The sequence below is a fragment of the Gudongella oleilytica genome (assembly GCF_004101785.1).
In the GTDB taxonomy this organism is placed as follows: Bacteria; Bacillota; Clostridia; order Tissierellales; family Tissierellaceae; genus Gudongella; species Gudongella oleilytica.
This window is the reverse complement of sequence record NZ_CP035130.1, coordinates 875094-898696: the sequence shown is the minus strand read 5'-3', so window position 1 is coordinate 898696 and position 23603 is coordinate 875094. Positions and strand designations below refer to the sequence as shown.

Below are 23603 nucleotides of genomic sequence, written 5' to 3'. Positions count from 1 at the left end.
AATAAAAAGACAGCCAATTTATCTGGCTGCCTGGATACCTGGTTATTCTATGATGTCATTCATCTTTTCCTCTGCTTCTCCAACTGCCTTAGAAGCCTCTTCTTTTATTTCTTCTGCTTTTTCCTCAGCCTCTTCCTCTTTTGCTTCAATCTTTGATTCTACTTCTTCTTTCTTAGCCTCTACCTTGTCCTTAAGCTCTCCCATCTCTTCCTTTGCCTTTTCCTTCATTGCCTCTGCATCATCTTTGATGTCTTCAATCTTGTCTTCCAGAGTATCCTTTACTTCCTCAAATTTGTCCTGAGCCTTGTCGATAGCTTCCTCTGCCTTGTCCTTAGCAACTTCAGCAAGATCTTCAGCTTTGTCGACCAATTGCTCACCTTTTTCCTTTGCATCCCCTAAGATACCCTTAAGTTTGTCCATAAATCCCATTGCACAACCTCCTCTAATTATTGGTATGCATTTATCAATCAGGTCATTGATACCCATTAATTAGTAATAATTGTCATTTCTAACATTTGATGCAAAAAAAGAGCCTGGTTCTCCAAGCTCTTTCCAATCTATTTCATAAATTTTTTCTGATATACCTTCAGAGCTTTCTTAACTATCTCCATTGCTCTTTTAAGATCCTCACCCTTTAGAACGTATGCGATCCTGGCTTCATCCTTCCCGTGACCCTCTGATCCATAGAAGCTTGCAACAGGGGCCATCATTACAGTCTCACCATTGTCCTCAAACTCTCCCAACATCCAGATGATGAATTTTTCAACATCGTCGACCGGGAATTTTACTATTACATAAAATGCTCCTCTTGGAAGTTCACATACCACACCAGGAATCTCTTTAATGGCTTTGTATAGAATATCCCTTCTATTTTGATATTCCCTGTTTACTTCTTGGAAGTAGCTGTCAGGTGTTGATTTGTAAAGCGCCACCGCACCTATCTGATCCATTTTTGGTCCGGAAGCCCTTGCCTGAGCAAGCTTTGAAACACTCTCAAGTACCCTCTTGTTTTTTGTCGCTACAGAACCGATCCTGGCACCGCAAGCACTAAATCGCTTAGAAATGGAGTCTATAATTATTACGTTTTCCTCAATCCCAGGTATACTTGCGAAGCTTATGAACTCGAGTCCATCATAGCAAAACTCTCTGTAGACTTCATCAGCTATGACGAAAAGTCCATATTTCTTAGCAATTTCACCAAGCATTTCAATCTCTTCTCTTGAGTAGACCGCACCTGTTGGATTTCCTGGATTTGATACCAGTATAGCTCTCGTTTTTGGGCCGATCAGTTTGACTATTTCTTCCTTTGCAGGTAGTTTGAAACCGTTCTCAGCGACTGTTAAGAATGGCTTGATATTAACACCTATAGGAGTTGAGATGCCATTGTAGTTTGTATAGTATGGCTCTGGAGCTATTAGTTCATCCCCAAAATCCGCAACTGTCATGATTGCGAAGAGAAGAGCCTCAGAACCTCCGGTAGTGATTATGACTTCCTCAGAGCTGAAATCCAATCCACACTTTCTATAATACTCTGCTGTAGCTTCCCTTAATTCAGGTATACCTTCAGATAACGGATAATCAACTATTTTCCCTTCATACTCCCGAAGTGCTTTGAAAAATCCTTCAGGTGTATCGATATCGGGCTGACCTACATTTAGGTGGTAAACCTTGACTCCTCTTTTTTTTGTCGCTTGGGCTATGGGAGTCAGTTTTCTTATTGGAGACCATTGCATACTTTGAAGTCTTTCAGATATATACATTCCACACCTCCTAGTGTCCGCACCAATCGAGGATAGTAGCAGCGATCACCTTCGTAGTATCCTGGAGCATGTCAATATCAATATACTCATCTGCCTTATGGGCCATGCCTCCTGGACCAGGTCCAAATACGATCGTTGGAATGTTGCCGTACCTTATCAATGCACCTGCATCAGTTCCCCAGGGTGTCCCAATGACTTCCGCTTCTTTTTCCTTGACCAGCTTGAAGTTATCCAATATAGCACCTAAAAGAGGATTATCCATTGGTACGCTTCCTGAGTTCAGGCAGAACCCATACCACTCTACTTCAGGCAAATGGTCCTTCAGCCATTCATCCTTCATAGCTGCCTTATGTATAGTTTCCTCAAGCTCCTTCTTAACCATAGCGATATCATCATCCGGAGAGAAGCTCATTCTGGCTTCAAGGATGACTTCATCGGGTACGCTTGTCGGGAACACTCCTCCCTTTATGATGCCTATGTTGATACTGAAGGGTGATGGGTGGTGGCTGTAGAGCGGGTGCTTTTTATCTCGTATCATCCTTTCCTCATAGGCGTCTATCTCCTGTATCAGCATAGCTGCCTTGGATATTGCGTTTACCCCGAGATACGAGGTTGCCGCATGAGCCATGAGTCCCCTGACCCTGACTCTAAACCAGATAACTCCCATGGAAACCGGGCACACTCGTAGATCTGAAGGCTCTGAAATGATTGCTCCGTCGGCTTTGTAACCCCTGTTGATCAGAGAAAGGGTTCCTGCACCTCCGGTCTCCTCACCTATTACACTCCCTATCAATACATCCCCTTTAAGACTAATACCAGCTTCCTTTATTGCCTTCATTGCCATCAGATAAGCAATGAGTGCGCCCTTCATGTCATTGGCACCTCTGCCGTAGACCTTTCCATCTTCAATTTTTCCACTCCAGGGATCATCTGTCCAGTCATTGCCGCCAGCGGGAACGACGTCCACGTGCCCATTAAGAAGAATTGACCTGCCCCCTCCAGTGCCCCTTAGAACACCTACAACATCAGGGCTTCCGGTATAATCATCTCTTGCCGGCATAAAATCAGGGTTGATCTTCATATCCTCAGCCCTTGGTTCCCATATGTCAATTTCCATATCCAGAAGTTTTAACAGCTCCGCATAATACCTCTGTGCAGATTCCTCAGATCCCATTACACTTGGGTGCTTAAGAAGCCCTGATAAATAACCTGCTGCTTCGTCTCTGTTGCCTTCAATGATCTCTAATACTCTTGCTTTGGCATTCAAATGACTTCACCTCTCTCAATACAAACCCTTAACGTCCATCTTCCTCCTGCCATCCCAGATAGGCTGACAGTCTTTCAGCAACATGCTTTAGTTCTTTTTGTATTTCGTTTAGTTTTTCCTCTGTCATTCTTATAGTAGCCCCACTTATGCTTACCGCTGCAACAATCTCATTTCTATAGTTCTTAAGGGGAACGGATATGCAGGTAAGACCGGCGCTGTACTCCTCGTCATCCAGACTGTATCCCTGTTTTCTTATCATGTTGATGTTCTCTGTCAACTGATCAACATCCTTGATGGTCTTCGAAGTAAACTGCTCGTAGGGGCCTGTTCCTAAAAGCTTCACAATCTCTTCCCTGGTCATCTGTGACATAAGTGCTTTGCCCATTGCTGTCGCATGAAGGGCTTCCCTTGTTCCAATCTGAAGATTGGCTATCAGTGAAGATGTTGGATTTATCTTATGGATAGTGACTACACTATCATCTACTCTTACCCCCATATTCACTGTTTCCTGAAATTTGTCGCAAAGAGCCTGCAGTAGAGTGGTATCCATAGTAAAGAGATTTCTTCTCCTTGGAATTGAATTACCCAGCTCAAATAGCTTCCAGCTTAGGTGATACTTCTTTGTATCATTATCCTGATGGATATACCCCTTTGCTTCCATAGTCTCAATGATCCTGTGAACTGTGCTCTTACCCAAGTCAAGCTCCTTACTAAGCTCAGAGATCGATACTCCATCTATATACTGGTTCCCTGTCAGCAGTTCAATTATCTCCAATGCCTTTTCAACAGTTTGAACAGGATATTTAGGGATCTTGCCATAATCCATACACAACTTCCTTTCCTCTAGCTTAATCCGAAATCCCCCACAGCATTTTGCGGTGGGGGAAATCTCTTTAGTTATGGTCTAGGAATGGACAGATCATCCTTGTAGTCGTTGAATACAAGACCATAATCGCTCTCATCGCACCATTCCTTGCATACCTTGGCCATCTGAACCTTCAATTTCACAAGTTTATTCAATGGCTCATCTTCATGCCATGCATTGTAGATGTCCATTTCGTTCTTTCCTGGTTCAAATTTGAAGTATACTGGTGAACAGATCCTTGCAATTTCAGCTGAATCGACATGTCTTTGAACATTACCCATTGAATCTACAAGACTCATGTAGACATCCATCGGGATATTCGTAGTGCTTCTTATGGATGCAAGCATTGGCAGTGAAAGATCAGCAAGCGGATTGAAGCTGTCTGCTCCCATATCCTCAAGCATTTTAGCTGCAACTGCATTTCCATGACCTGCAAATACTGATACCTTGAATTTTACATCAGCAGGGATAACACCATCTGCTCTAAGCTTTGTAACTAGTAAAAGAAGGCTCTCGTCAGTTATAAGGAAGCCTCTGATCCCTGCATTAAGGCATCTGTCGAATTCCTTTAACCATAGATACATGTTGTCCTGACCTCTGAGTCTCATACCTGAAACATAGCCCTCCGGAGTGGCGTACTGCTTGCCTCCGTCCCATGCCCTCGAAGCCATGCAGTTGACAAGCGTTTCTATCTTGGCATCAGCTGCGATCTGTGCATAGTACTTAAGCTCAGCCTTGTCTAAAAATGCAGAACCTCCTACTGTGCCTATTACTCTGTGGATGGGTACTTTTTGCTTGTCTATCTCTTTTACAAGCATTTCATAGTTTACTGCCCTCTCAATGCCTGTGATTTCCATTCTGTAATGAGCTCCACCCTCAAATGTCTTGGTGGATGTAGGCATGTCATACCTATCCTTCACCGGGTAATCTGTTTTAGTCTCAATATAATTCACAATATCTTTAAAAGCCATTTTCATCCTCCACTTAAATGTTTATTATTTATATTCCTCGAACAATTTCTGGAAATTCTCAGGTGTATCCTTTATGTGGTATACGTGCTGATCCTCAGGGAATTTCTCGGTCTTTACATCCTCTACATACTCCTTGAAGGCGTTTGTTATTATCTCAGCGACATTTGCATATTTCTTTACGAATTTCGGAGTGAACGCCTGGAACAGTCCCAGCATATCTCCGCAGATAATCAACTGACCGTCGCAGGGAAGACCTGCTCCTATAGAGTACACCGGTATGGTCAGCTTGCTTGCTATGAACTCGGTCAATTCAGGCGGAACTGCCTCAACCAGCAACGCAAGTGCTCCTGCCTCCTGTACAGCCAAGGCATCCTCTATGAGAACTCTTGCACTGTCTACATAAAGTCCCTGGGCTTTGAAACCACCAAGCTGGCCAGCGCTTTGTGGAGTAAGGCCTATATGACCGAAAACCACTATGCCTGCATCTGCTATTGCTCTGATCTTGCTTGCTACTCTGACTCCACCCTCAAGCTTTATAGCGTCACAATCAGCTTCCTTCAGGAATCTGACAGCATTTGCAACTGCTTCTCCGTCAGTGGTGTGATATGAGCCAAATGGCATATCACCGATCACGAAGGTGTTTGGGGCGCCTCTTCTAACAGCTTTACAGTGGGATATACAGTCTTCCATGGTTACCGGGATGGTGCCCTGATATCCTAGCACTACCATACCAAGTGAATCCCCAACTAAAATCATATCCATACCAGCTTGTTCAGCAAAGGATGCCATTGGAAAATCATATGCGGTGATCCATGCCACTTTTTCCTTGTTTGCTTTCATCTTGTAAAAATCAAGTATCGATTTTTTTCTTGCCATTACGATAACTCTCCTTCCATATCCATAACAATACGACTATCAATATTTTAGAACACCGTTCTATTTTTAGAATAATCCTTTGAAATTTGTCTGTCAATACATTTTTTAGAATTGACTTAATTTTTTGCATAAAAATACTCCAGCTTAAGCTCGATCTGGTATTGAATCAAACCTATCTGGAGTATAACATCTCTATTTTTTCTTTATGAAGGTTCCCTGATTAAGCTCCTGAAAAGCAAGCTGAAGCTCTTCCTTGGTGTTCATAACAATGGGTCCACCCCATGCTACCGGTTCATTTAGCTTTTTACCTGAAAGCAACAGGAATCTTGCAGGCTTATCCTTAGTAGTTACTCTAATGGTGTCACCACTATCAAACAGGACTCCATTGGGGTAGCTGATCAATCCGCCTTTATCATTGTCGAATACAGCCTCTCCTCTTACCAGGAACGCATAAGAGTTGAAGTCAGGATCGATAGAGTATACGAACTCTGAATTGGCTTTCAGTTCAATGTCGAAGAAGCTTGGTTTTGTCTCGATTGCCTCCATCGGGCCAGTAACATCTCCATAGGTTCCTGCTACGATGTGAACCTTGAAGCTTTCCTCCTCATATAAAGGAACCATTTCGCTGGTTATATCCCTGTATTTAGGATCAGTCATTTTATCTTTCTTTGCCAGATTGAGCCATACCTGAACGCCAAGCATCTGAGGTGAAGCTTTGGGCATCTCCTGATGGAGAATACCTGAGCCTGCCGTCATCCACTGGCAATCTCCATCCCTTATCACACCTTTGTTCCCGAGGCTGTCACCATGCTCTATCTCCCCGTGGATCAAATATGTCACTGTCTCTATTCCTCTATGCGGGTGCCATGGGAAACCCTTTATGTAGTCCTTAGGATCCTTTGAATCGAAGAAGTCCATCATAAGAAACGGATCAAAATCCGGTATCTCCGAGTTGCCAAAGGTCCTTATAAGGTTAACGCCTGCTCCATCTCTGCCAGGTCGTCCCATAAAATATCTCTTCACTTTTCTGTCCATAATCTTTCCCTCCTTATGGCTATGTCTACCCAATGAATTGGTGATATAACCTTAGGTAAGATTCTTTATCCACTTCCCCGACTTGATTATGGGTATGCCCACCAGAGCCTTCACGACCTCCTCCAGTGTCACGAGAAGAACAAGCTGATGAATGGGCAGCTTAAGAACCAAAGCTCCTATAAAGGCTAAAGGTACCCCTATAAGCCATACTGTTCCAAGATCGATCCTCATTGCTATCTTCGTGTCTCCGCCTGCTCTTAGAACTCCTACTATAGCGATCGTATTATAAACCCTTATTACAAAGGTTATTCCCAGTACTATCAAAAGCGCCCTTGATGTCTCGTATAGGCTGGGATCCAAACCTCTAAACAGTTTTAATACGATGTCTGGCGTAAGTGCCATTATTATTCCAAGGGCAAGACCGGATATTGTGGAAAGAAATATGAACCTTATTGCATAGTCATATGCAACCTTTTCATCGCCGCCGCCTATCTTTGCACCGACCATTATGTTGCAGGCGTTGGCAAGTCCTCTTACGACTACAAAAAACAGGTTTTGTATAGTATTTGTAAGCTGTACTGCTGCTGTAGCTTCCTCTCCTATCCTTGCATATGCCATTGCGTAAAGAACTTGTCCCAGTGCCCAGAAGCCTTCTGTTATTACTACTGGATAAGTTGTCTCGATATACTTCTTAAGGAAGTCTTTGTGCCAGCTCATAAGCTCCTTGACGCTGGCAGCCAGGATGCTCTTTGTTCCATATATCGCATAAAGAATGAGTATGATCTCAACTATTCTTGCTATAAGCGTTCCTATTGCCGCACCCTTGACACCCATAGGCTCAAAGCCTAAGTGGCCGAATATAAGGATGTAGTTGAATACTGTGTTCGTCAGGAAGGATATTATCGATACCTTTAGAGGGACGTTTGGTCTCCCCGTAGTTCTTAGGGATATGCTGAAAGCAAAGCTTACTGCTGTTATTGTGTATGATAAAGATACTATCCTCAGGTATTCAGCGCCAAGCTTGATAACCTCCGGCTCCTTTATCAATACTGACATGATCTGAGTCGGGAAAAAGAATGCTGCAGCAGTAAATATTGTCCCAGCAATCGTGCTTAAGGTTATTGCAAGTCCCATAACCTTTTTTATGCTTGGGATATCCTCCTTGCCCCAGAACTGTGCTATGAAGATCGAACTCCCACTGTTGATACCAAAGGTGATTAGGATATACAAAAAGAAAACCTGGTTGGCAAGTCCCACTGCTGCGATACTTGCCTGACCAAGGCTGCTTATCATCAGGGTGTCGATCATATTGACCGACGATGAAATTAGGTTTTGAATTGCAACGGGGACTGCTATTGCCAGCATCCCCTTCATGAATGTTTTGTCTTTGAATATGTTCATGGTATACTACCTCTATATCTCCAGCACTTTCTTATCTAAATAGTTAACAAGATCCATTCCTTCGATCTTTACAGTTCCGTCTCCCTCCATGCTGGGCATGATCCTGAAGAAGTTCACTACAAGCGTATTACCTGATATCCTGTACTCCTCCATGGTGTCCGGAAGGAATACTACCTCAACGTCCTTTTGAAGCTTATCCTTCATATGATCCATATTGAGTGTCTTTACCGGGTATACCATGGTTCTCATAGCATCCAGATCCTCTATCATTCTCATGTTTTGGCTCCAAAAGCGGCTCTCCTTCTTTGTAGGAGAGTTGAGTAGTTCCCTGTTGGTTATGGCAGATAGTACCTTTACAACTGACTCCTTAGTAAACTCTGGATCGTAAAGAAGCTGCATATCCGGATTGTCAGCCAGTTCATGGAAGAATCTGTCCGCAACCTTTTCTTTTTGCGAAACTGACTCCCAGAAATATATCAAAAACTCAATTACATCCAATCTAACTTTTATATTAGCCATTTCAGAATCCTCCTATTTTTTCAGGTTGATGCCTTCCGATGTTATCTGGATTATACCGTCTTTAAATAGCTTTCCAACAGCTCTCTTGAAGCCTGATTTGCTCATGTGTAGTTCCTTCTTGATTTCATTTGGATGGCTACTGTCGTTGAGAGGCAGGAAACCTCCCTTTTCCTTTAATCTTGTGAGTATTATTTTCGCATCCTCTTCCATCTGGACATATCCTCTTTCCCTAAGGCTTAGGTCCAGTTTGCCGTCATCATGTACTTTGTTTATCCTGACCTCGATCTCTTCACCCATTTCGAGGACTCCGAAAATATTCTTCTTCTGGATAAGTCCATCATACTTGTTGTCCACCGCTACAAAGGCACCAATATCTCTGTTAATGCTGTAGATGGTACCAATGGCCTTGTCGTTTTCTTTATACGGGGCATCTGTGCTCAGATAATCCTTTACCTTCATAGTCGCTGCAAGTCGGTCGCTTTTGTCAATGTAGAGAGCGACCAGGTAGCTTTTGAACTTCTCAACTGAACCTACAGTTTCGCTGAAAGGAAGGAACAGGTCCTTCTCCATTCCCCAATCTAAAAAATACCCTATCTTTGATGAGCTTATAACTGTAAGCTTCTTTATCTCACCAACCTGGGCAAGAGGCATTCTGGTCGAAGATATTATTCTATCCTTACTGTCTCTGTAGACAAAGACCTTGATAATATCACCGATTTTTGCACCCTCAGGTATTTGTGACTTTGGTAAAAGAACGTCATCTCCACTGCCTTCTGCGTCATTCAGATAGGCTCCGACTGATGTAAACCTCTTTATTTCAAGCTCCTGAATTTTTCCTAATCTTATCATACTGCACCTACTTTTCATTTGATATTATTATAATATACCATAATACATGGAAATATCAATTATTTGTTGAAAAAGCAGCGGATCATTCCGCTGCTTCACTCATTTTTTCTATTTGCTTCTCCAGCTTTTCAAGTTCGCCTAGTGCTTCTTCAGGAAGACTGTCTCTGCCTCCCTTAAAGGTCCTCATATGCTTTATGAACTCTTCCCTGTAAGCGATCGAATTCTTCCACATCGACAGATAGCTCTTGTCAAATTCAGGCGTAAAACCTTCAATGTTCATAGTCTCCAGGTCTTCGAATCCTCCAAGAGGTACGAATTCAGCGCTGCCTGTTGACAATGCCTCCAAAATCCCAAGTGTTACCTCCTTGGGGATCTTCTTGTCTATGAAGTGACCAGTGTTGAAAATGTAGCATTCCACATTTCTCTTTTCGAATAAAAGCTTGAACTTTTCATAATCATCCTTCAGTGGATATGTCCTGAAGGGATTTGCGTAAGGTTCTATTACCAGAGCGTTCATATCTGCATTTTTAGCAAGCCTTTCAGCCGTGGATCTCTTGGTTGCAAGGGTAGCTCCCATAACAGATGCGAGTATAGGATTCTTTATCCTGATCACAGGAGGAAGAGTCGCATCCTTCATCAGCCAGGCGATGGAATCAACCGGCTCGTCTATCTTATTGACTCTGTTTTCTGCCCAAAGCTTTGATTTTACTGCCCTGCCGTTGCCATTTCTTATGTCCTCAGTCACTATTACCTTATTGCCTTCATCGTCCAGAGTTACACCGCAGTTTTGAACTGTAAGCAGGAATTTATTCGATGGATGAGCTGTTGGATAATCCTGGGTTTTATCGAAATATGACGGTTCCAGTGCAATCGAATAGCCTTCCTCTGTACTGATTATGTAAGCGTCGTCGTGGAGTATTGTAATATCATATTTATCATCGTGCTTTTCATGAGTCAGTGTCGATTTACCTGAGCCTGAAAGTCCAAATACTCCCATTGTATATCTTCTGCCATCTTCAAAATTGTAGCGCTTCATACCTCCATGGCAGGATGCAAATCCGTTTCGGTTAGCCAATCCCCATGCCAGGGTAAGTGTCCCCTTCTTATGCTCTCCGAAATACCTCATTCCAAGAAGTAATGCTGTATTGTGTTCTGGATTGAACAATGCCAGCCCATCAGGATGCGAGGGAGGCAGATAATCAGGGTCTGAGAATACATACAGGTCTCCCTCAGGATATTCCCTGGAGTTTTTGTACATCCTCATATACTCCTGCGTAAGGTATTGGAAATTCAAAAGCCAGGAATACATTATATTCTCGTGGTTTTGTGGAATCAGAAGATGTGCTCTTACCATAAAATCAGGGTGCAATCCGATAACCACTTGAGCATGGTAAAGCTTCTTGTACCTTGACTGATAAACCGCTTCCCTTGCGATGGTTGCAAATTCACCTTCGTTTACCCCAGGCTCTCCAATTATTACTCTGGCGCCTGCAAATCTTCCGGTAACTGCTCCGTCATTGAACAGAAGAATTTTTGAGTCTGTTGATAGCCCCAGCTCCTCTGGCCTGTACACAGGCATATCTGTTACCACAGTCCCCGGTGAATCCTTTGCGAGTTTATAGGCTTCACTTATTGAGTTTACCCTAACCACATTATTCCCATAAAATGCCGATTCAATTGTAGTCCTCAGTGAATTAATCATAGGATTATCCTTGTTTATATCTTCGCGTTTAATATTGGTTATAGTTGACATGTCTACCCTCCATCAGTTTTCCTCATAACACTGACTATTATAGCACATTGGAAGTTTACTTCAAGCTGTTATGCTGTACAATAATGAAATATGACATACTATTTAATTGTCAGCCTTCGATGATAAATACATCCATCTGTCCATAAGCTTTTCAAGGTCTGAATCAAGGATCTCCTTCTCCTTGATAAGCCGTCCTAGAATTTCAAAATCTGAAGAATTTGCTTCCATCTCTTTCAACTTTTCATCAACCTTTAGCTCCAGCTCAGCTATCCTTTCCTCGATTGTTTCCCATTCTCTAAGCTCAGTAAAAGAAAGCCCGTTCGCCTTTACTTTTGTTTTATCACGCTTTGGTTCTGGCTTTGTTTTGACTGCTTCCTCTTTTTCAAGTTGTCTTTCTGCATTTCTGAACAGGTCATAATTTCCTGTGAATTCTTTGATCCCATCGTTTGTAAAAATCAGGAGCTTTTCAGCCAGCTTATCCAATAGGTATCTGTCATGTGAGACGATTATTACCGGCCCAGGGAAGTCATCCAGATACTCTTCGAGAATCTGTAGGGTATTGATATCAAGATCGTTTGTTGGCTCATCCAGCAGCAGCATATTTGGGGATTCCATAAGTATTTTCAACAAGTATAAACGTCTCTGTTCTCCACCTGAAAGCTTTCCTACGGGTGTGTAGTGATCGTTTCTTGGAAACAGGAACCTTTCCATCATTGAGCTTGCTGAAACCTTCTGCCCATCCGAGGTGGTTATGAATTCTCCTCCCTCCCTGATATAGTCTATGGCTCTTTGCTCCGGGTCAAGAAATGGAGTTTCCTGTTTGAAAAATCCGATCTTAAGGGTTTCCCCTCTCTGGATGTCTCCCGAATCCGGCTCCAGTTCGCCTGAAAGAAGTCTTAAAAGCGTTGTCTTGCCGGTTCCATTTGCACCAAGAATTCCTAATCTTTCACCTCTGGTCATAACATAGGTAAAATCCTTTACCAAGACCTTGCCCCCGATCGATTTTGTTACCTCCTTAGCTTCGATTATTTTCTTGCCGAGTCTGGAGGTCCCAACTGAAAAATCCAGTGACTCGGAGCTATCTCCACCTGTGACCTCATCCTCAAGAGTTTCAAATCTCTGTATCCTGGCTTTTTGCTTGGTCGTCCTGGCTTTGGCACCCTGTCTCATCCAGGCAAGTTCTTTTTTATAGAGAGCTTTTTTCTTTTCTTCTGTAGCCTTGAGATTTTCATGCCTCTCAAGCTTTTTCTCCATGAAATATGAAAAGTTCCCATCATAGGAGTAGATGCTCCCACCTTCCAGCTCCATGATCTTGTTTGTGACCCTGTCCAGGAAATATCTGTCGTGGGTTACCATGAATAATGCTCCCTTTCTTTCCATCAACTTTTTTTCAAGCCATTCTATGGTGTCATTGTCCAGGTGGTTTGTTGGCTCGTCCAGGATCAACAGGTCTGATGACTGGATCAAAGCAGTAGCAAGGGCAACTCTCTTTCTTTGACCTCCTGAAAGATCCCTTATCCGTGAATTATAATCCGTAATCCCGAGTCTGGTAAGAATGTTTTTAGCATCTGCCTCAAGCTCCCAGCAGTTTAGCCTGTCCATCTCAGCTGTAAGCATCATTATATGATCATCCTTAGTATCCAAGGCTGAGATTGTTCTCTCGTAATCCCTGAGAACCCTCATCCTTTCCCAATGACCACCAAACACCTGATCCAATACAGTATTTTCGTCCAGAAAATTTGGGTTTTGGGGAAGATAAGATACCACAGCATCACTGGCTCTTATTATCCTGCCTGAGTCTGGCTCCTCCAGACCTGCAAGCAGCTTAAGCAGGGTCGACTTTCCTGCCCCGTTGATTCCAATCAGACCAACCCTGTCGCCCTCATTAATTCCGAAGCTGATTTCTTCAACCAACTTTCTCTCAACATATGATTTTGAAACTGATTCGATGGTCATCAAAAGCATGATTATCCCTTTCCTATGATGCAGAATTTAGTATTCCCTGGCTCCAGTTGTCCTTCTTGTATATATAGTACCCATAAATATCCACAATCAGGTTGCTTGCGCTCATTGCTATCCAGATTCCTGATGAACCCAGCTGAGTGTAGTTTTTGAATAGAAGGATCATGGGTATCCTGACGAGCCATAGCCTGCCAACCTCCATTGCCATTGAGTACCTTGTGTGTCCCGAGCCCTGGAAAACACCCTGAAATACGCTGAACATTCCCATCAATGGCATGGTAAAGGCAACATAAGCCATGTAAGTTATGCCTTGTCTGATTACTTCAGGATCGTCCTTAGACTGGATGAAGAAATTTACCAATTTTTCGTTAAATATCAATAGAAAAATACACCCAACTACCCCCATTGTAAGAGTTAAAATGCTGGCCTTATTGAAGGATTCTCTTGACCTGTCGATCTTCCCTGCACCGATATTTTGACCAATAACTGCTGTTAAAGCTGCTCCTATTCCCATCGCCGGCTGCATTATCAGAGATGTTATCCTGTTAACCATTCCAAATGCTGCCATAGTTGCAGTTCCATAGGAAACGATGAAGCCGTTCAGTATTATGAAGCCAAAGGCTGCGCCTGACTGACCTATTGTAGCAGGAAGTCCTACTCTTATGATTTCATCAAGAATACTCTTATCAAACCTGAAATTCTTGAAATCAGGTCTTAGGATATTGTTTCTGTCGAATATCAGCTTTGCTCCATAACCGGCGAGGAGAGCTCTGGAGAGAACAGTAGCCCACGCAGCTCCCGCAACACCCCCCCCAAAGGTGAAGATAAAGATTGGGTCCAGGATCATGTTCATAAGAGCCGATATGCCGCTTAAGATAGTAGGAGTGAGAGTATCCCCCTGGGCATTTTTTATTGAGTTGATATTGAAGAAAAGAAATATGAAGGGCAACTCCAAAAAAGTGATCCTAAGGTAGATGTTCCCATACTTTAGGATATCACCTGTGCCTCCCATGGACTTGACGATAAAAGGACTTAGCATAAAGCCAATTATTGCAAAAACAACTGAAAGCAGCACGGAGGCTGCTATTATCTGAGTTGTGTATCTCCTGCCGAGCTCCTCCCTGCCAGATCCCACAAGCTGGGAGAGTATTGACGTTCCAGCTATGGAAAGTCCGATACCAAGTGCAATAAAGAGAAAATTTACTGGAAAGACGAATGAAGTTGCTGCAAAATGTACAGATGATATCCTGCTGACCCATATACCATCCACCAAATTGTACATCGTTTGGATCATACTGTTTACCATTAGAGGTATTGAAAGAGTAAGGAGCACCCTATAGATGTTTCCGTTTAGAATTAGTTCTTTTCTGCTGCTCTTCAAGCTCTACTCCCCCTCAAGGATATTTCGTATCACCAAATTATTATACCAGTGTTTATATGGGTTGAGAAGGATTTGAGGTAAAAAAATAGCCTGAGGTGCTTCCCTCAGGCTTAATTGCATCATGTAATCTGTTTCAGAGTATTCCCCTTCAAAACAGAGACTCTTACTCTTTTTATTGTCATAAATACCAGCAGAAATATCCCGGCATATCCTTTTATTACGTATATAATATTTACAAGTCTGTTGAATGGGACCAAAAGACCTACGAATACACCAACGGCTCCAAGTCATTTTTGGATGAGATTTACCTATACTCTATAGCATTTCACTTTTAATTCTTGATACGAATTGATCTATATGGTCTCTTGAGTGCTGCTCTGCTTTCTCAGAGTCACCATCCTTGATTGCTTCAAGGATACTTGTCAGAGTTTCTGAAAAAAGATCGATGCTGTTGAAATAGCTTTCACAATAGTGCCAAAGCCTTTCTGTGTGGTAGTGAAGCGAGGTTAGTATGTCCTGAAGCCACTCGTTGCCACAGCTTTCCAGAATTATCTCATGAAATTTTTCGTCGTCGTCGATGGCCTTTTGGTAGTCAGTTTCAATATGGTATTTGTTTATCCTGTCCACTATCTCCTGTAGCTCGTGGATTTTATCCTTGCTGATCCTCTCTACTGCAAGTCTTGTTGCAAAGGGATCCAACTCCCTGGTAACCTCGAATACGGCCTTCATTCTCCTGAAATCAACTGGTGCAACCTGCGCTCCGTATCTGGGTACTACATTGATCAGCTTATCTGTACTAAGCAGCTGGAAAACCCTTCTGACCGGCGTTCTGCTGACACCGAATTCATCTGCAAGATCTGCTTCGTTCAGTATCTCCCCAGGTTGGTACTGAAGCTGGATTATTCTCTTTCTTATAAGGGCATAAAGCTCTTCAGTCTCTATTCTGCCTTCTATCATCTTACCATACTCCTCGCATTGTCATTTATAATGTGGATTATAACACTTTTGCTTCACCTTTGTAAACCTGTCCTGTGATTCCGTCGACAGTGACTATGTCTCCCTCATTAAGAAGCTGTGTGGCATTTGTTGCACCGACTACTGTTGGCTTGTTCAGATTCAGGCCTACTATGGCACAGTGGGATGTAAGTCCTCCTTCCTCAGCTATGACTGCTGAGGCTCTTTCCATAAATTTGACCATGTCTCTATAGGTTGCTCTGCATACAAGAACATCTCCATCTTCAAACTTGGACAATAGCTCATCCTCCGAGTTCCCAACAACTACCCTGCCTGTTCCTACCCTGTTTCCAATTCCCATGCCTGTAAGAAGTACTTTTCCTATGGTGTGTACTTTTATAAGGTTCGTTGTTCCTGAAAGTCCTACGGGTATGCCCGCAGTTATAACGACCAAATCTCCCTCTTCTACAAATCCCGCCTCCATTGACGCATGGATTGAATTGTCAAGTACCTCGTCAGTAGACTCACAGGCAGGAGCAAGGATGGGGTGCACTCCCCATTCAAGGGCCAGCTTTCTTACGACGTAAGGTTTGGTGGTGACTGCTATTATTGGAGCCTTGGGTCTGAACTTGGATATGGCTCTGGATGTATAACCTGAAGATGTCGCTGTTATTATTGCCTTAGCCCCAAGGTCTTGAGCAGTATTAACCGTTGCCTTGGAAATTGCGTTGGTAGTAGTGATCTCATTTGCACCTGACCTGATCTTCAGGATCTCTCTGTAATCAAGAGAATTTTCAGTGTTTATGCATATATTGTACATTGTCCTCACTGCTTCAAGGGGGTATTTCCCCGCAGCGGTCTCTCCTGAGAGCATGACCGCACTGCTTCCGTCAATGATAGCATTCGCTACGTCAGTTACCTCGGCTCTGGTAGGCCTTGGGTTTCTTATCATGGAATCAAGCATCTGAGTTGCTGTTATTACAGGCTTGCCAACCTGATTGCACTTTCTGATCAAGGTCTTTTGGATAAGCGGGATCTCCTCTGTCGGGACTTCGACGCCAAGATCTCCTCTTGCCACCATTATTCCGTCGGAGACATTTATTATTTCATCAATATTATCCAGGCCCTGCTGATTTTCTATTTTGGATATTATGTCGATATCGAGCCCGCCATTCTCCTCTAGGATCCTTCTTATGTCATTTACGTCTGATGCTTTTCTTACAAAGGAAGCTGCTATAAAATCAACCTCATTCCTTATTCCGAATAAGATGTCTCCAATATCCTTTTCAGTGAGAGCGGGAAGATTTATGCTGACATTGGGCACGTTTACACCCTTATTGTTCTTTAAGATTCCTTCATTAAGCGCAATCAATTTTATGTCTGTTTCAGTTTTATCAACGACCTTGAATTCTACAAGACCATCATCTATAAGCACGATCCCGTCTATGGAAACGTCATTTGGCATATCCTTGTAGGAGACAGTGATCATGCTTGAATCGCCCTCTACCTCTCTGGTGGTCAGTGTGAACTCCTGACCTTGCTTGATCTCGACCACTCCGTCCTTGAATTTGCCAAGTCTGATCTCAGGCCCCTTTGTATCCAGCATAATTGCAACCGGAGCATTCATCTCTTGTCTGACCTTCTTTATAGCATCTATCCTTACCTGATGTTCCTCGTGGCTTCCATGTGAAAAATTTAGCCTGCACACATTTACTCCCTGTGCTATAAGTTTTCTCAACATCTCCTCTGATTCAGAGGCTGGCCCTATGGTAGCCACTATCTTGGTTTTCTTCATCATATAAATTCCTCCTAAATAGACAGCACCTTGGCTGTCTCGTAAAGATCATCCTCAAAATTCTTTTTCATGGATAGTGCCTCGTTTATGTCTACATCGACGATCTCATTGCACTTAAATCCCAATGCACGGTTTGATTTCCCATCCAGCAGGAGCTCAACTGCTCTCATGCCCATCCTGCTGGCAAGTATTCTGTCAAAAGATGAAGCACTCCCCCCCCTTTGAATGTATCCCAATACAGTAAGCTTGGTCTCTATGCCTGTCTTTTCCTCAATCTCCTTTGTGAGCTCATAGGCATTTCCTACTCCCTCTGCAAATACTATTATATGGTGCAGCTTTCCTCTATTCCTGCCCTTGAGAAGCCTTTGGCAGATTTCTTCAACATCAAAATCCTTTTCAGGAACTACAATGCTCTCCGCACCACCAGCCACTCCGGCATATAGTGCAATATCACCGCAATGTCTCCCCATTACCTCGATAACATTTGCCCGCCCATGGGCAGAGGATGTGTCCCTTATTTTTCCTATTGCATCTACCGCGGTCTCCACTGCGGTCATGAAACCTATGGTGTAGTCGGTATAGGCCAGATCATTGTCGATAGTACAGGGTATCCCAATGGTGTTTACTCCAACCTTTGCCAGCTCCCTTGCTCCCTTGAAGCTTCCATCTCCTCCCAGGACCACCAGCCCATCCATGTTATATACATCTATAACGTTAAGGGCCTTCCTGAACCCTTCAGGTGTCATGAACTCCTCAGACCTTGCAGTTCTAAGGATCGTGCCGCCTCTATGCAAAATGTCAGCCACTGAGGAAACGTCCATATCGTCAAGATCACCATTGATCAGTCCCTGGTAGCCCTGTTGTATTCCAAGCATTCTTACGTTATTATAAATCCCGGCTCTTACTACTGCTCTTATTGCAGCATTCATTCCAGGCGCATCGCCTCCGCTGGTTAGAACTCCGATTGTCTTCATAGCTACCTCCTTTAACTTTTTATACCCCTAACATTCAGGACAATTTCACGCAATCCTTGCCTAAAAGATCTTGCAGCTCCTCAATGGCCTCACTGCTTCCTTTTTTGATCCACAGGCTCCTGTCGGCCGCAACCATTTTATTCTCCTTCTCGAAAAATACATAGACCGGTGTTTCTCCCGGATATTTAGACAGAATACCCTTGACGTCGCCGAGGATATCAGGTCTTGTGGATCTCTGAAGCTTAAGATATATTTTTTCAAAGTTAAGCTTTTTGATCGGAGAAATCTTTTCAACAATAATCTTAGGATCCTCAACTTCTGATATTGATAGCCTTCCCTCAACAAGTACAATGCTGTCTTCCTCTATAAGATTTGAGCTTTTTTCATAAATGGCTGGGAAAACTATACACTCTATCGCTCCATACAGATCCTCAAGTGTCACAAATGCCATCATATTATTGTTTCTTGTGACCTTGTTTTTCCTTTCAATCACCAATCCAGCTATTGCAACCCTCTGTCCGTCCCTTGCTCCCGCAGGCTCCATTTGTCCATCCATGCCCTCTGAGATCAAATCCGCTGTTGAGAAGGTTGAAAGCAGTTTGATTTCTCTTTCGTAAGGCATCAATGGGTGCCCGGAGATGTATATACCCAAAATTTCCTTTTCCATCTGCAATAGAGTATTTTGGGGAAATTCCCTAAGGTCAGGCAGTTTATCATCGTAGCTGGTTTTACCATTGTCGAAAAGGGAGAATTGTCCTTCAAGATTCCTTTTTCTGTCCGAGTGGATCCCGTCTATCGTCTTTTCAAATATCGACAACAGCTGAGCTCTGTTGGCTCCGAGAGAATCCATTGCACCCGCTTTTATAAGGCTTTCAACAGCTCTCTTATTCATTACTGAGCTGTCAGTTTTCTCGATTCTCTCGATGAATTCAGTGAAGCTGTTAAATCTTCCGTCATTCCTCGCCTGTATTATTGCATTGATTAGGTTATCTCCCACATTCTTCACCGCTGACAGGCCATATCTTATCCTTGCTTTGTCTACTGTGAATTTGCCCTCTGAGTGATTTATATCAGGAGGCAGAACCTCTATATTCAGTCTTTTACATTCCTGAATATACAGCGATACCTGCGATGTATTTCCCATGATAGAGGATATCAGTGCAGCCATGAATTCCACAGGATAGTATACCTTTAACCATGCAGTTCTGTAAGCGATAACAGCATATGCCGCAGAGTGTGACTTATTGAATGCATAGTTGGCAAAATCTATCATCAGGTCGAATATTCTGGAGGCAGTGGTCTCGTCCACCCCATTCCTTATGGCTCCTGTAAGCAAAATTTCTCCATTTTCATCTGTCTGTCCGTAGATGAAGTTCCTTCTTTCCTTCTCCATCACATCCATCTTTTTCTTTCCCATTGCCCTTCTTACAAGATCTGCTCTTCCAAAGGAATATCCACCGAGCTTTCTCACTATTTCCATTACCTGCTCCTGATACACTATGCAGCCGTAGGTAACATCCAGTATCGGCTCCAGAGTTGGGTGGAGATAGGTAATAAGGGATGGATCGTGCTTGCAGGCTACAAAGGTTGGTATCTGGTTCATAGGCCCCGGCCGGAACAGCGAATTCGCAGCGATAAGGTCCTCAAAAGCATCCGCCTTTAGCTCCTTCAGGAATGCTCTCATGCCGGCACTTTCAAACTGAAAAATCCCAAGAGTCTCTGCCCTGGCAAACAACTGTAGTACCTTGGGGTCATCCATCGACAGCCTGGAAAAATCTATCTCCCTTCCATGCTCACGCTTGATCAGGTCAACGGAATCCCTAATTACTGTAAGAGTTCTAAGACCCAAAAAATCCATTTTTAACAGACCTAATTCCTCCAGCTCAAGCATTGTGTACTGGGTGGTAATGGCGTCGTTGTTCCTCAATAGTGGAGCATATTTGGTGATTGGCTCCTTTGAAATCACGACACCTGCGGCATGAGTGGAGGTGTGTCTTGGTAGTCCTTCAACTGCTCTTGCCAGATCAATTAGCTGCCGTGTCTCCGGGTTTTCGTCATACTCAGTCTTTAACGTCTTGCTTATTTCAAGAGCTCTGTCTATGGTTATCCCAAGCTCTGCAGGTATCTGTTTGGCAATGTAATCCACTTCTCCGTAAGGCATATTTACAGCCCTGCCAACATCCCTTATAGCTCCACGGGCTGCCATCGTACCAAATGTCGCGATCTGGGCAACCCTGTCTGCTCCGTACTTCTCAATGACGTACTGGATCACTTCCTCACGTCTCTCGTAACAGAAATCTATGTCTATATCAGGCATAGTTATTCTCTCCGGGTTAAGGAATCTTTCAAAGAGAAGCCCGTACTCCAAAGGGTCAATGTCGATTATATTCAAGGCATAGGATACTATGCTTCCAGCTGCCGATCCTCTTCCTGGTCCTACCATTATCCCGTTGTCTCTGGCATATTTTATAAAGTCCCATACAATAAGGAAATAATCTATATACCCCATCTGAGTTATGACTGAAAGCTCATATTCAAAGCGCTCCATTATTTCAGGAGTAATATCGTGGTATCTGTTTCGAAGGCCTTCAATGCAAAGGTTTCTGAAATATACTTCCTTATCTGATCCTTCAGGAACCTTATAGCTTGGGAGATGGAGTTTACCAAACTCCAGCTCTACATTGCAGCGTTCGGCAATATCAACAGTGTTCATCAAAGCAGCGATATCTTCAGGGAAAAGATCCTCCATTTCATCCGGTGCCTTAAGGTAAAATTCTTCCGATGGGAATTTCATCCGATCCTCATCGACAACTGTCTTTCCTGTCTGAACACATAACAGAACGTCGTGCACCCTTGCGTCCTCTTTCCTTAGATAATGGACATCATTGGTTGCGACCAAAGGAATGCCTGTCTCTCTGCTTAGTTTTCTAAGCTCCTCATTTACGACGACCTGCTCACGTATACCATGATCCTGAAGCTCAAGAAAAAAATTCCCTCTGCCGTATATCCTGTCATATAGCAAGGCAGTCTCCCTGGCTTTTTGGTAGTTATTGTCAAGAAGCTGTTGCTGTACCTCTCCACCAAGGCATGCAGACAAACAGATTATATCCTCGCTGTATTTTTCAAGTATCTCATGATCTACTCTCGGTCTATAGTAGAATCCGTTAACATACCCCTCCGAAACCACCTTCATAAGATTCTCATAGCCTTTGTTGCTCTTTGCCAGTAATACGAGGTGATATTGACTCTTATCCTTTGGATCCCGGTCAAATCTGCTATTAATAGCAACGTATACCTCAGAACCGAGTATTGGCTTAATGCCTTGCTTCTTTGCCTCCTGAAAAAACTGGACCACACCAAACATAGCACCATGGTCGGTAATTGCAATAGAGTCCATGCCAAGTGCCTTGGTCTGAGAGATAAGATCCTTTATCCTTATAGAACCGTCCAGAAGGCTGTATTCAGTATGAACGTGTAGGTGTGCAAAGTTTTTCTTCATGATCTCACTCCCTGTCAGTCATATTGATATTTTATCATACAAAAGCAAAAAAAAGAAAGACTTCCTCAATGTGGAAGCCATCTTATCCATCTGACTAATATGTTTTCGATTGCCTTATACTTCTACCTATGCCCGAGTCTTTCAATGACATTTTCCATAAGGGACAGATCTATAACTCTGAAGTCGTCCAGTATCCCTTCAGGCCAGTTGGGTGTAGGCTTGTTCGCTATGAACTTTGATGCAGTGACTATGCTCTCCTCTACAATAATAAGCCCTGACTGGTCAAGCTCAGCCCTCTTGCCGGATATCACGACGCTCTTGTAGGGTGTCTCATTCGGTTTGATACTGCCTGACAAAGGATGGGTCAGCAGCTGATGCCCAATATGCAGTTTGTCCCTTACTATTGAAAGGACCTCTAAATAATCAAGACCTTCCACAAATTCTATCTCAAACAAACTGTTGAATTTATCACGAACTAAATAGTTGTTTGTAACAATTATATTCTTCATCCCGGCGGTTATACCTCCTGGAAGCCTTCCTCTATAAGCTTTGCAAGTGCATCAGCCATTTCCTTCTCATCAGGTCCTCTGGTGATGAGTGTTATTTCCTCACCCTGAAATGCTCCAAGTGACATTATCCCGATTATGCTCTTTCCATTGACCGTCCTTGCCTCCGACTGGATATCCAGTTCGCTTTCATACCTATTTGCAACCTTTACAAAAAGTGCGGCCGGTCTTGCATGCAGACCCTCCGGGTTTTTAAGCTCTACCTTCCTCTTCTCCATCTCTATTCTCCTCCTTTAAGCTCTTCAGCGATTTCTTCGATTTTTCTAAATCTGTGGTTAACTCCCGATTTCCCTACAGGCGGACTCGCCAATTCCCCTATTTCCTTTAGTGACGCATCCGGATATTCAAGCCTTAGCTCTGCGATCTCCCGCAGGTTATCAGGCAATCTGGATAGTCCCAGCTTTTTTTTGATAAGCTCAATGCTTTCTATTTGTCTCATAGATGCCTCTATGGTTTTTTCGAGATTTGCCGTCTCACAGTTAACGAGACGGTTGATGTTGTTTCTCACTTCCTTAAGAACTCTAATGTCCTCAAGCTTCAAGAGTGCCTGATGAGCCCCAATTATGTTCAGGATGTCGACTATTTGCTCACCCTCCTTGATGTATACCACATAGTTTTCCTTCCTCTGAATTATTTTTGACGTCAAGTCAAATGAATTTATTATGTCCCTGAGGTTTTCTGCGTGGCTCTCGTGATTTGTGACAAACTCCAGATGATAGGTTTTTTCCGGATTGCTTAGTGATCCACCACCAAGAAATGACCCCCTTATATAGCTCCTTCTGCAACACCGGCTGGATATAAGCTCTGCTGGCATCTCGTAGCTTGGGTCAAAAAGATTCTTCCTGTCCTTTGTTATAAATCCTACATCATCAAGGACTCTTTGGGAAATTTCTTGATCATGAATAACGATCAGATAATTGTTGTTCTTCTTCAGCTGTTTGTTTCTTCGTACCATAACTTCGATCTCTGTATGGTATAAAAGCTTAAGTATAGAAAAGATCCTTCTTGCTATGGCTGCATTTTCAGTAGTAAACTTTAGGTTTATATTCTGCATCCCGGTAATCTGGATAGATCCATTCATCCTTACCAATGCTGACAGCTCCGCTAAGGCACAGCAGCTGCTCTCTATGTTTATTCTCGACAGTTCATTCTTCGTTGTTGAAGAGAATGACATGA

At 43.2% G+C, this 23603-nt stretch carries 20 protein-coding genes; all 20 read right to left on the bottom strand.

The window, feature by feature from the left end; translation table 11 throughout:
* Window positions 1-42 precede the first annotated feature (42 nt).
* Complete coding sequence (locus EC328_RS04090) at window positions 43-429, bottom strand: YtxH domain-containing protein (RefSeq protein ID WP_164906024.1); 387 nt, start codon at window positions 427-429, stop codon at window positions 43-45.
* Window positions 430-557: 128 nt separating this feature from the next.
* Window positions 558-1760 (bottom strand): pyridoxal phosphate-dependent aminotransferase, encoded by a 1203-nt coding sequence (locus tag EC328_RS04085; protein WP_128425618.1) that lies wholly within the window; start codon window positions 1758-1760, stop codon window positions 558-560.
* A 10-nt stretch (window positions 1761-1770) separates the two neighbouring features.
* The gene (locus EC328_RS04080; protein ID WP_128425617.1) at window positions 1771-3027 is read right to left on the bottom strand and encodes a peptidase; all 1257 of its coding nucleotides are present in this window, start codon (window positions 3025-3027) and stop codon (window positions 1771-1773) included.
* Window positions 3028-3055: 28 nt separating this feature from the next.
* A complete protein-coding gene (locus EC328_RS04075; protein ID WP_128425616.1) occupies window positions 3056-3853 on the bottom strand; it encodes an IclR family transcriptional regulator in 798 nt (265 codons plus the stop codon).
* A gap of 71 nt (window positions 3854-3924) precedes the next feature.
* Complete coding sequence (locus EC328_RS04070) at window positions 3925-4863, bottom strand: hypothetical protein (protein WP_128425615.1); 939 nt, start codon at window positions 4861-4863, stop codon at window positions 3925-3927.
* A 24-nt stretch (window positions 4864-4887) separates the two neighbouring features.
* Window positions 4888-5739: a 3-methyl-2-oxobutanoate hydroxymethyltransferase gene (panB, locus tag EC328_RS04065; protein WP_128425614.1), complete on the bottom strand. Its 852-nt coding sequence runs from the start codon at window positions 5737-5739 to the stop codon at window positions 4888-4890.
* Between the two features lie 192 nt (window positions 5740-5931).
* The gene (locus EC328_RS04060) at window positions 5932-6774 is read right to left on the bottom strand and encodes a pirin family protein (RefSeq protein WP_128425613.1); all 843 of its coding nucleotides are present in this window, start codon (window positions 6772-6774) and stop codon (window positions 5932-5934) included.
* Window positions 6775-6825: 51 nt separating this feature from the next.
* The gene (locus EC328_RS04055; RefSeq protein ID WP_128425612.1) at window positions 6826-8175 is read right to left on the bottom strand and encodes an MATE family efflux transporter; all 1350 of its coding nucleotides are present in this window, start codon (window positions 8173-8175) and stop codon (window positions 6826-6828) included.
* Window positions 8176-8187: 12 nt separating this feature from the next.
* The gene (locus EC328_RS04050) at window positions 8188-8694 is read right to left on the bottom strand and encodes a TDE2712 family protein (protein ID WP_128425611.1); all 507 of its coding nucleotides are present in this window, start codon (window positions 8692-8694) and stop codon (window positions 8188-8190) included.
* 12 nt (window positions 8695-8706) lie between these two features.
* Entirely contained in the window at window positions 8707-9543 is an 837-nt protein-coding gene (locus EC328_RS04045; RefSeq protein ID WP_128425610.1) for a CvfB family protein, read from the bottom strand.
* An 82-nt stretch (window positions 9544-9625) separates the two neighbouring features.
* Window positions 9626-11296, bottom strand: a complete 1671-nt coding sequence (locus EC328_RS04040) for a phosphoenolpyruvate carboxykinase (ATP) (RefSeq protein WP_128425609.1) — start codon at window positions 11294-11296, stop codon at window positions 9626-9628.
* Window positions 11297-11398: 102 nt separating this feature from the next.
* Window positions 11399-13252, bottom strand: coding sequence for an ABC-F family ATP-binding cassette domain-containing protein (locus EC328_RS04035; protein ID WP_240671526.1), 1854 nt, complete (start codon window positions 13250-13252; stop codon window positions 11399-11401).
* A gap of 22 nt (window positions 13253-13274) precedes the next feature.
* Entirely contained in the window at window positions 13275-14639 is a 1365-nt protein-coding gene (locus tag EC328_RS04030) for an MATE family efflux transporter (protein ID WP_240671525.1), read from the bottom strand.
* A gap of 315 nt (window positions 14640-14954) precedes the next feature.
* Window positions 14955-15596: a GntR family transcriptional regulator gene (locus EC328_RS04025; RefSeq protein ID WP_240671524.1), complete on the bottom strand. Its 642-nt coding sequence runs from the start codon at window positions 15594-15596 to the stop codon at window positions 14955-14957.
* Between the two features lie 37 nt (window positions 15597-15633).
* Window positions 15634-17391, bottom strand: a complete 1758-nt coding sequence (pyk, locus tag EC328_RS04020; RefSeq protein ID WP_128425607.1) for a pyruvate kinase — start codon at window positions 17389-17391, stop codon at window positions 15634-15636.
* An 11-nt stretch (window positions 17392-17402) separates the two neighbouring features.
* Complete coding sequence (pfkA, locus tag EC328_RS04015) at window positions 17403-18362, bottom strand: 6-phosphofructokinase (protein ID WP_128425606.1); 960 nt, start codon at window positions 18360-18362, stop codon at window positions 17403-17405.
* 34 nt (window positions 18363-18396) lie between these two features.
* A complete protein-coding gene (locus EC328_RS04010; protein WP_128425605.1) occupies window positions 18397-21861 on the bottom strand; it encodes a DNA polymerase III subunit alpha in 3465 nt (1154 codons plus the stop codon).
* Window positions 21862-21983: 122 nt separating this feature from the next.
* Window positions 21984-22370 carry a GrdX family protein gene (locus EC328_RS04005; protein ID WP_128425604.1) on the bottom strand — a complete coding sequence of 129 codons (387 nt, stop codon included), beginning with the start codon at window positions 22368-22370 and terminating at the stop codon, window positions 21984-21986.
* A gap of 8 nt (window positions 22371-22378) precedes the next feature.
* Window positions 22379-22645 carry an HPr family phosphocarrier protein gene (locus tag EC328_RS04000; RefSeq protein WP_128425603.1) on the bottom strand — a complete coding sequence of 89 codons (267 nt, stop codon included), beginning with the start codon at window positions 22643-22645 and terminating at the stop codon, window positions 22379-22381.
* A 2-nt stretch (window positions 22646-22647) separates the two neighbouring features.
* Complete coding sequence (gene whiA / locus EC328_RS03995; RefSeq protein WP_128425602.1) at window positions 22648-23601, bottom strand: DNA-binding protein WhiA; 954 nt, start codon at window positions 23599-23601, stop codon at window positions 22648-22650.
* Window positions 23602-23603: the final 2 nt, after the last annotated feature.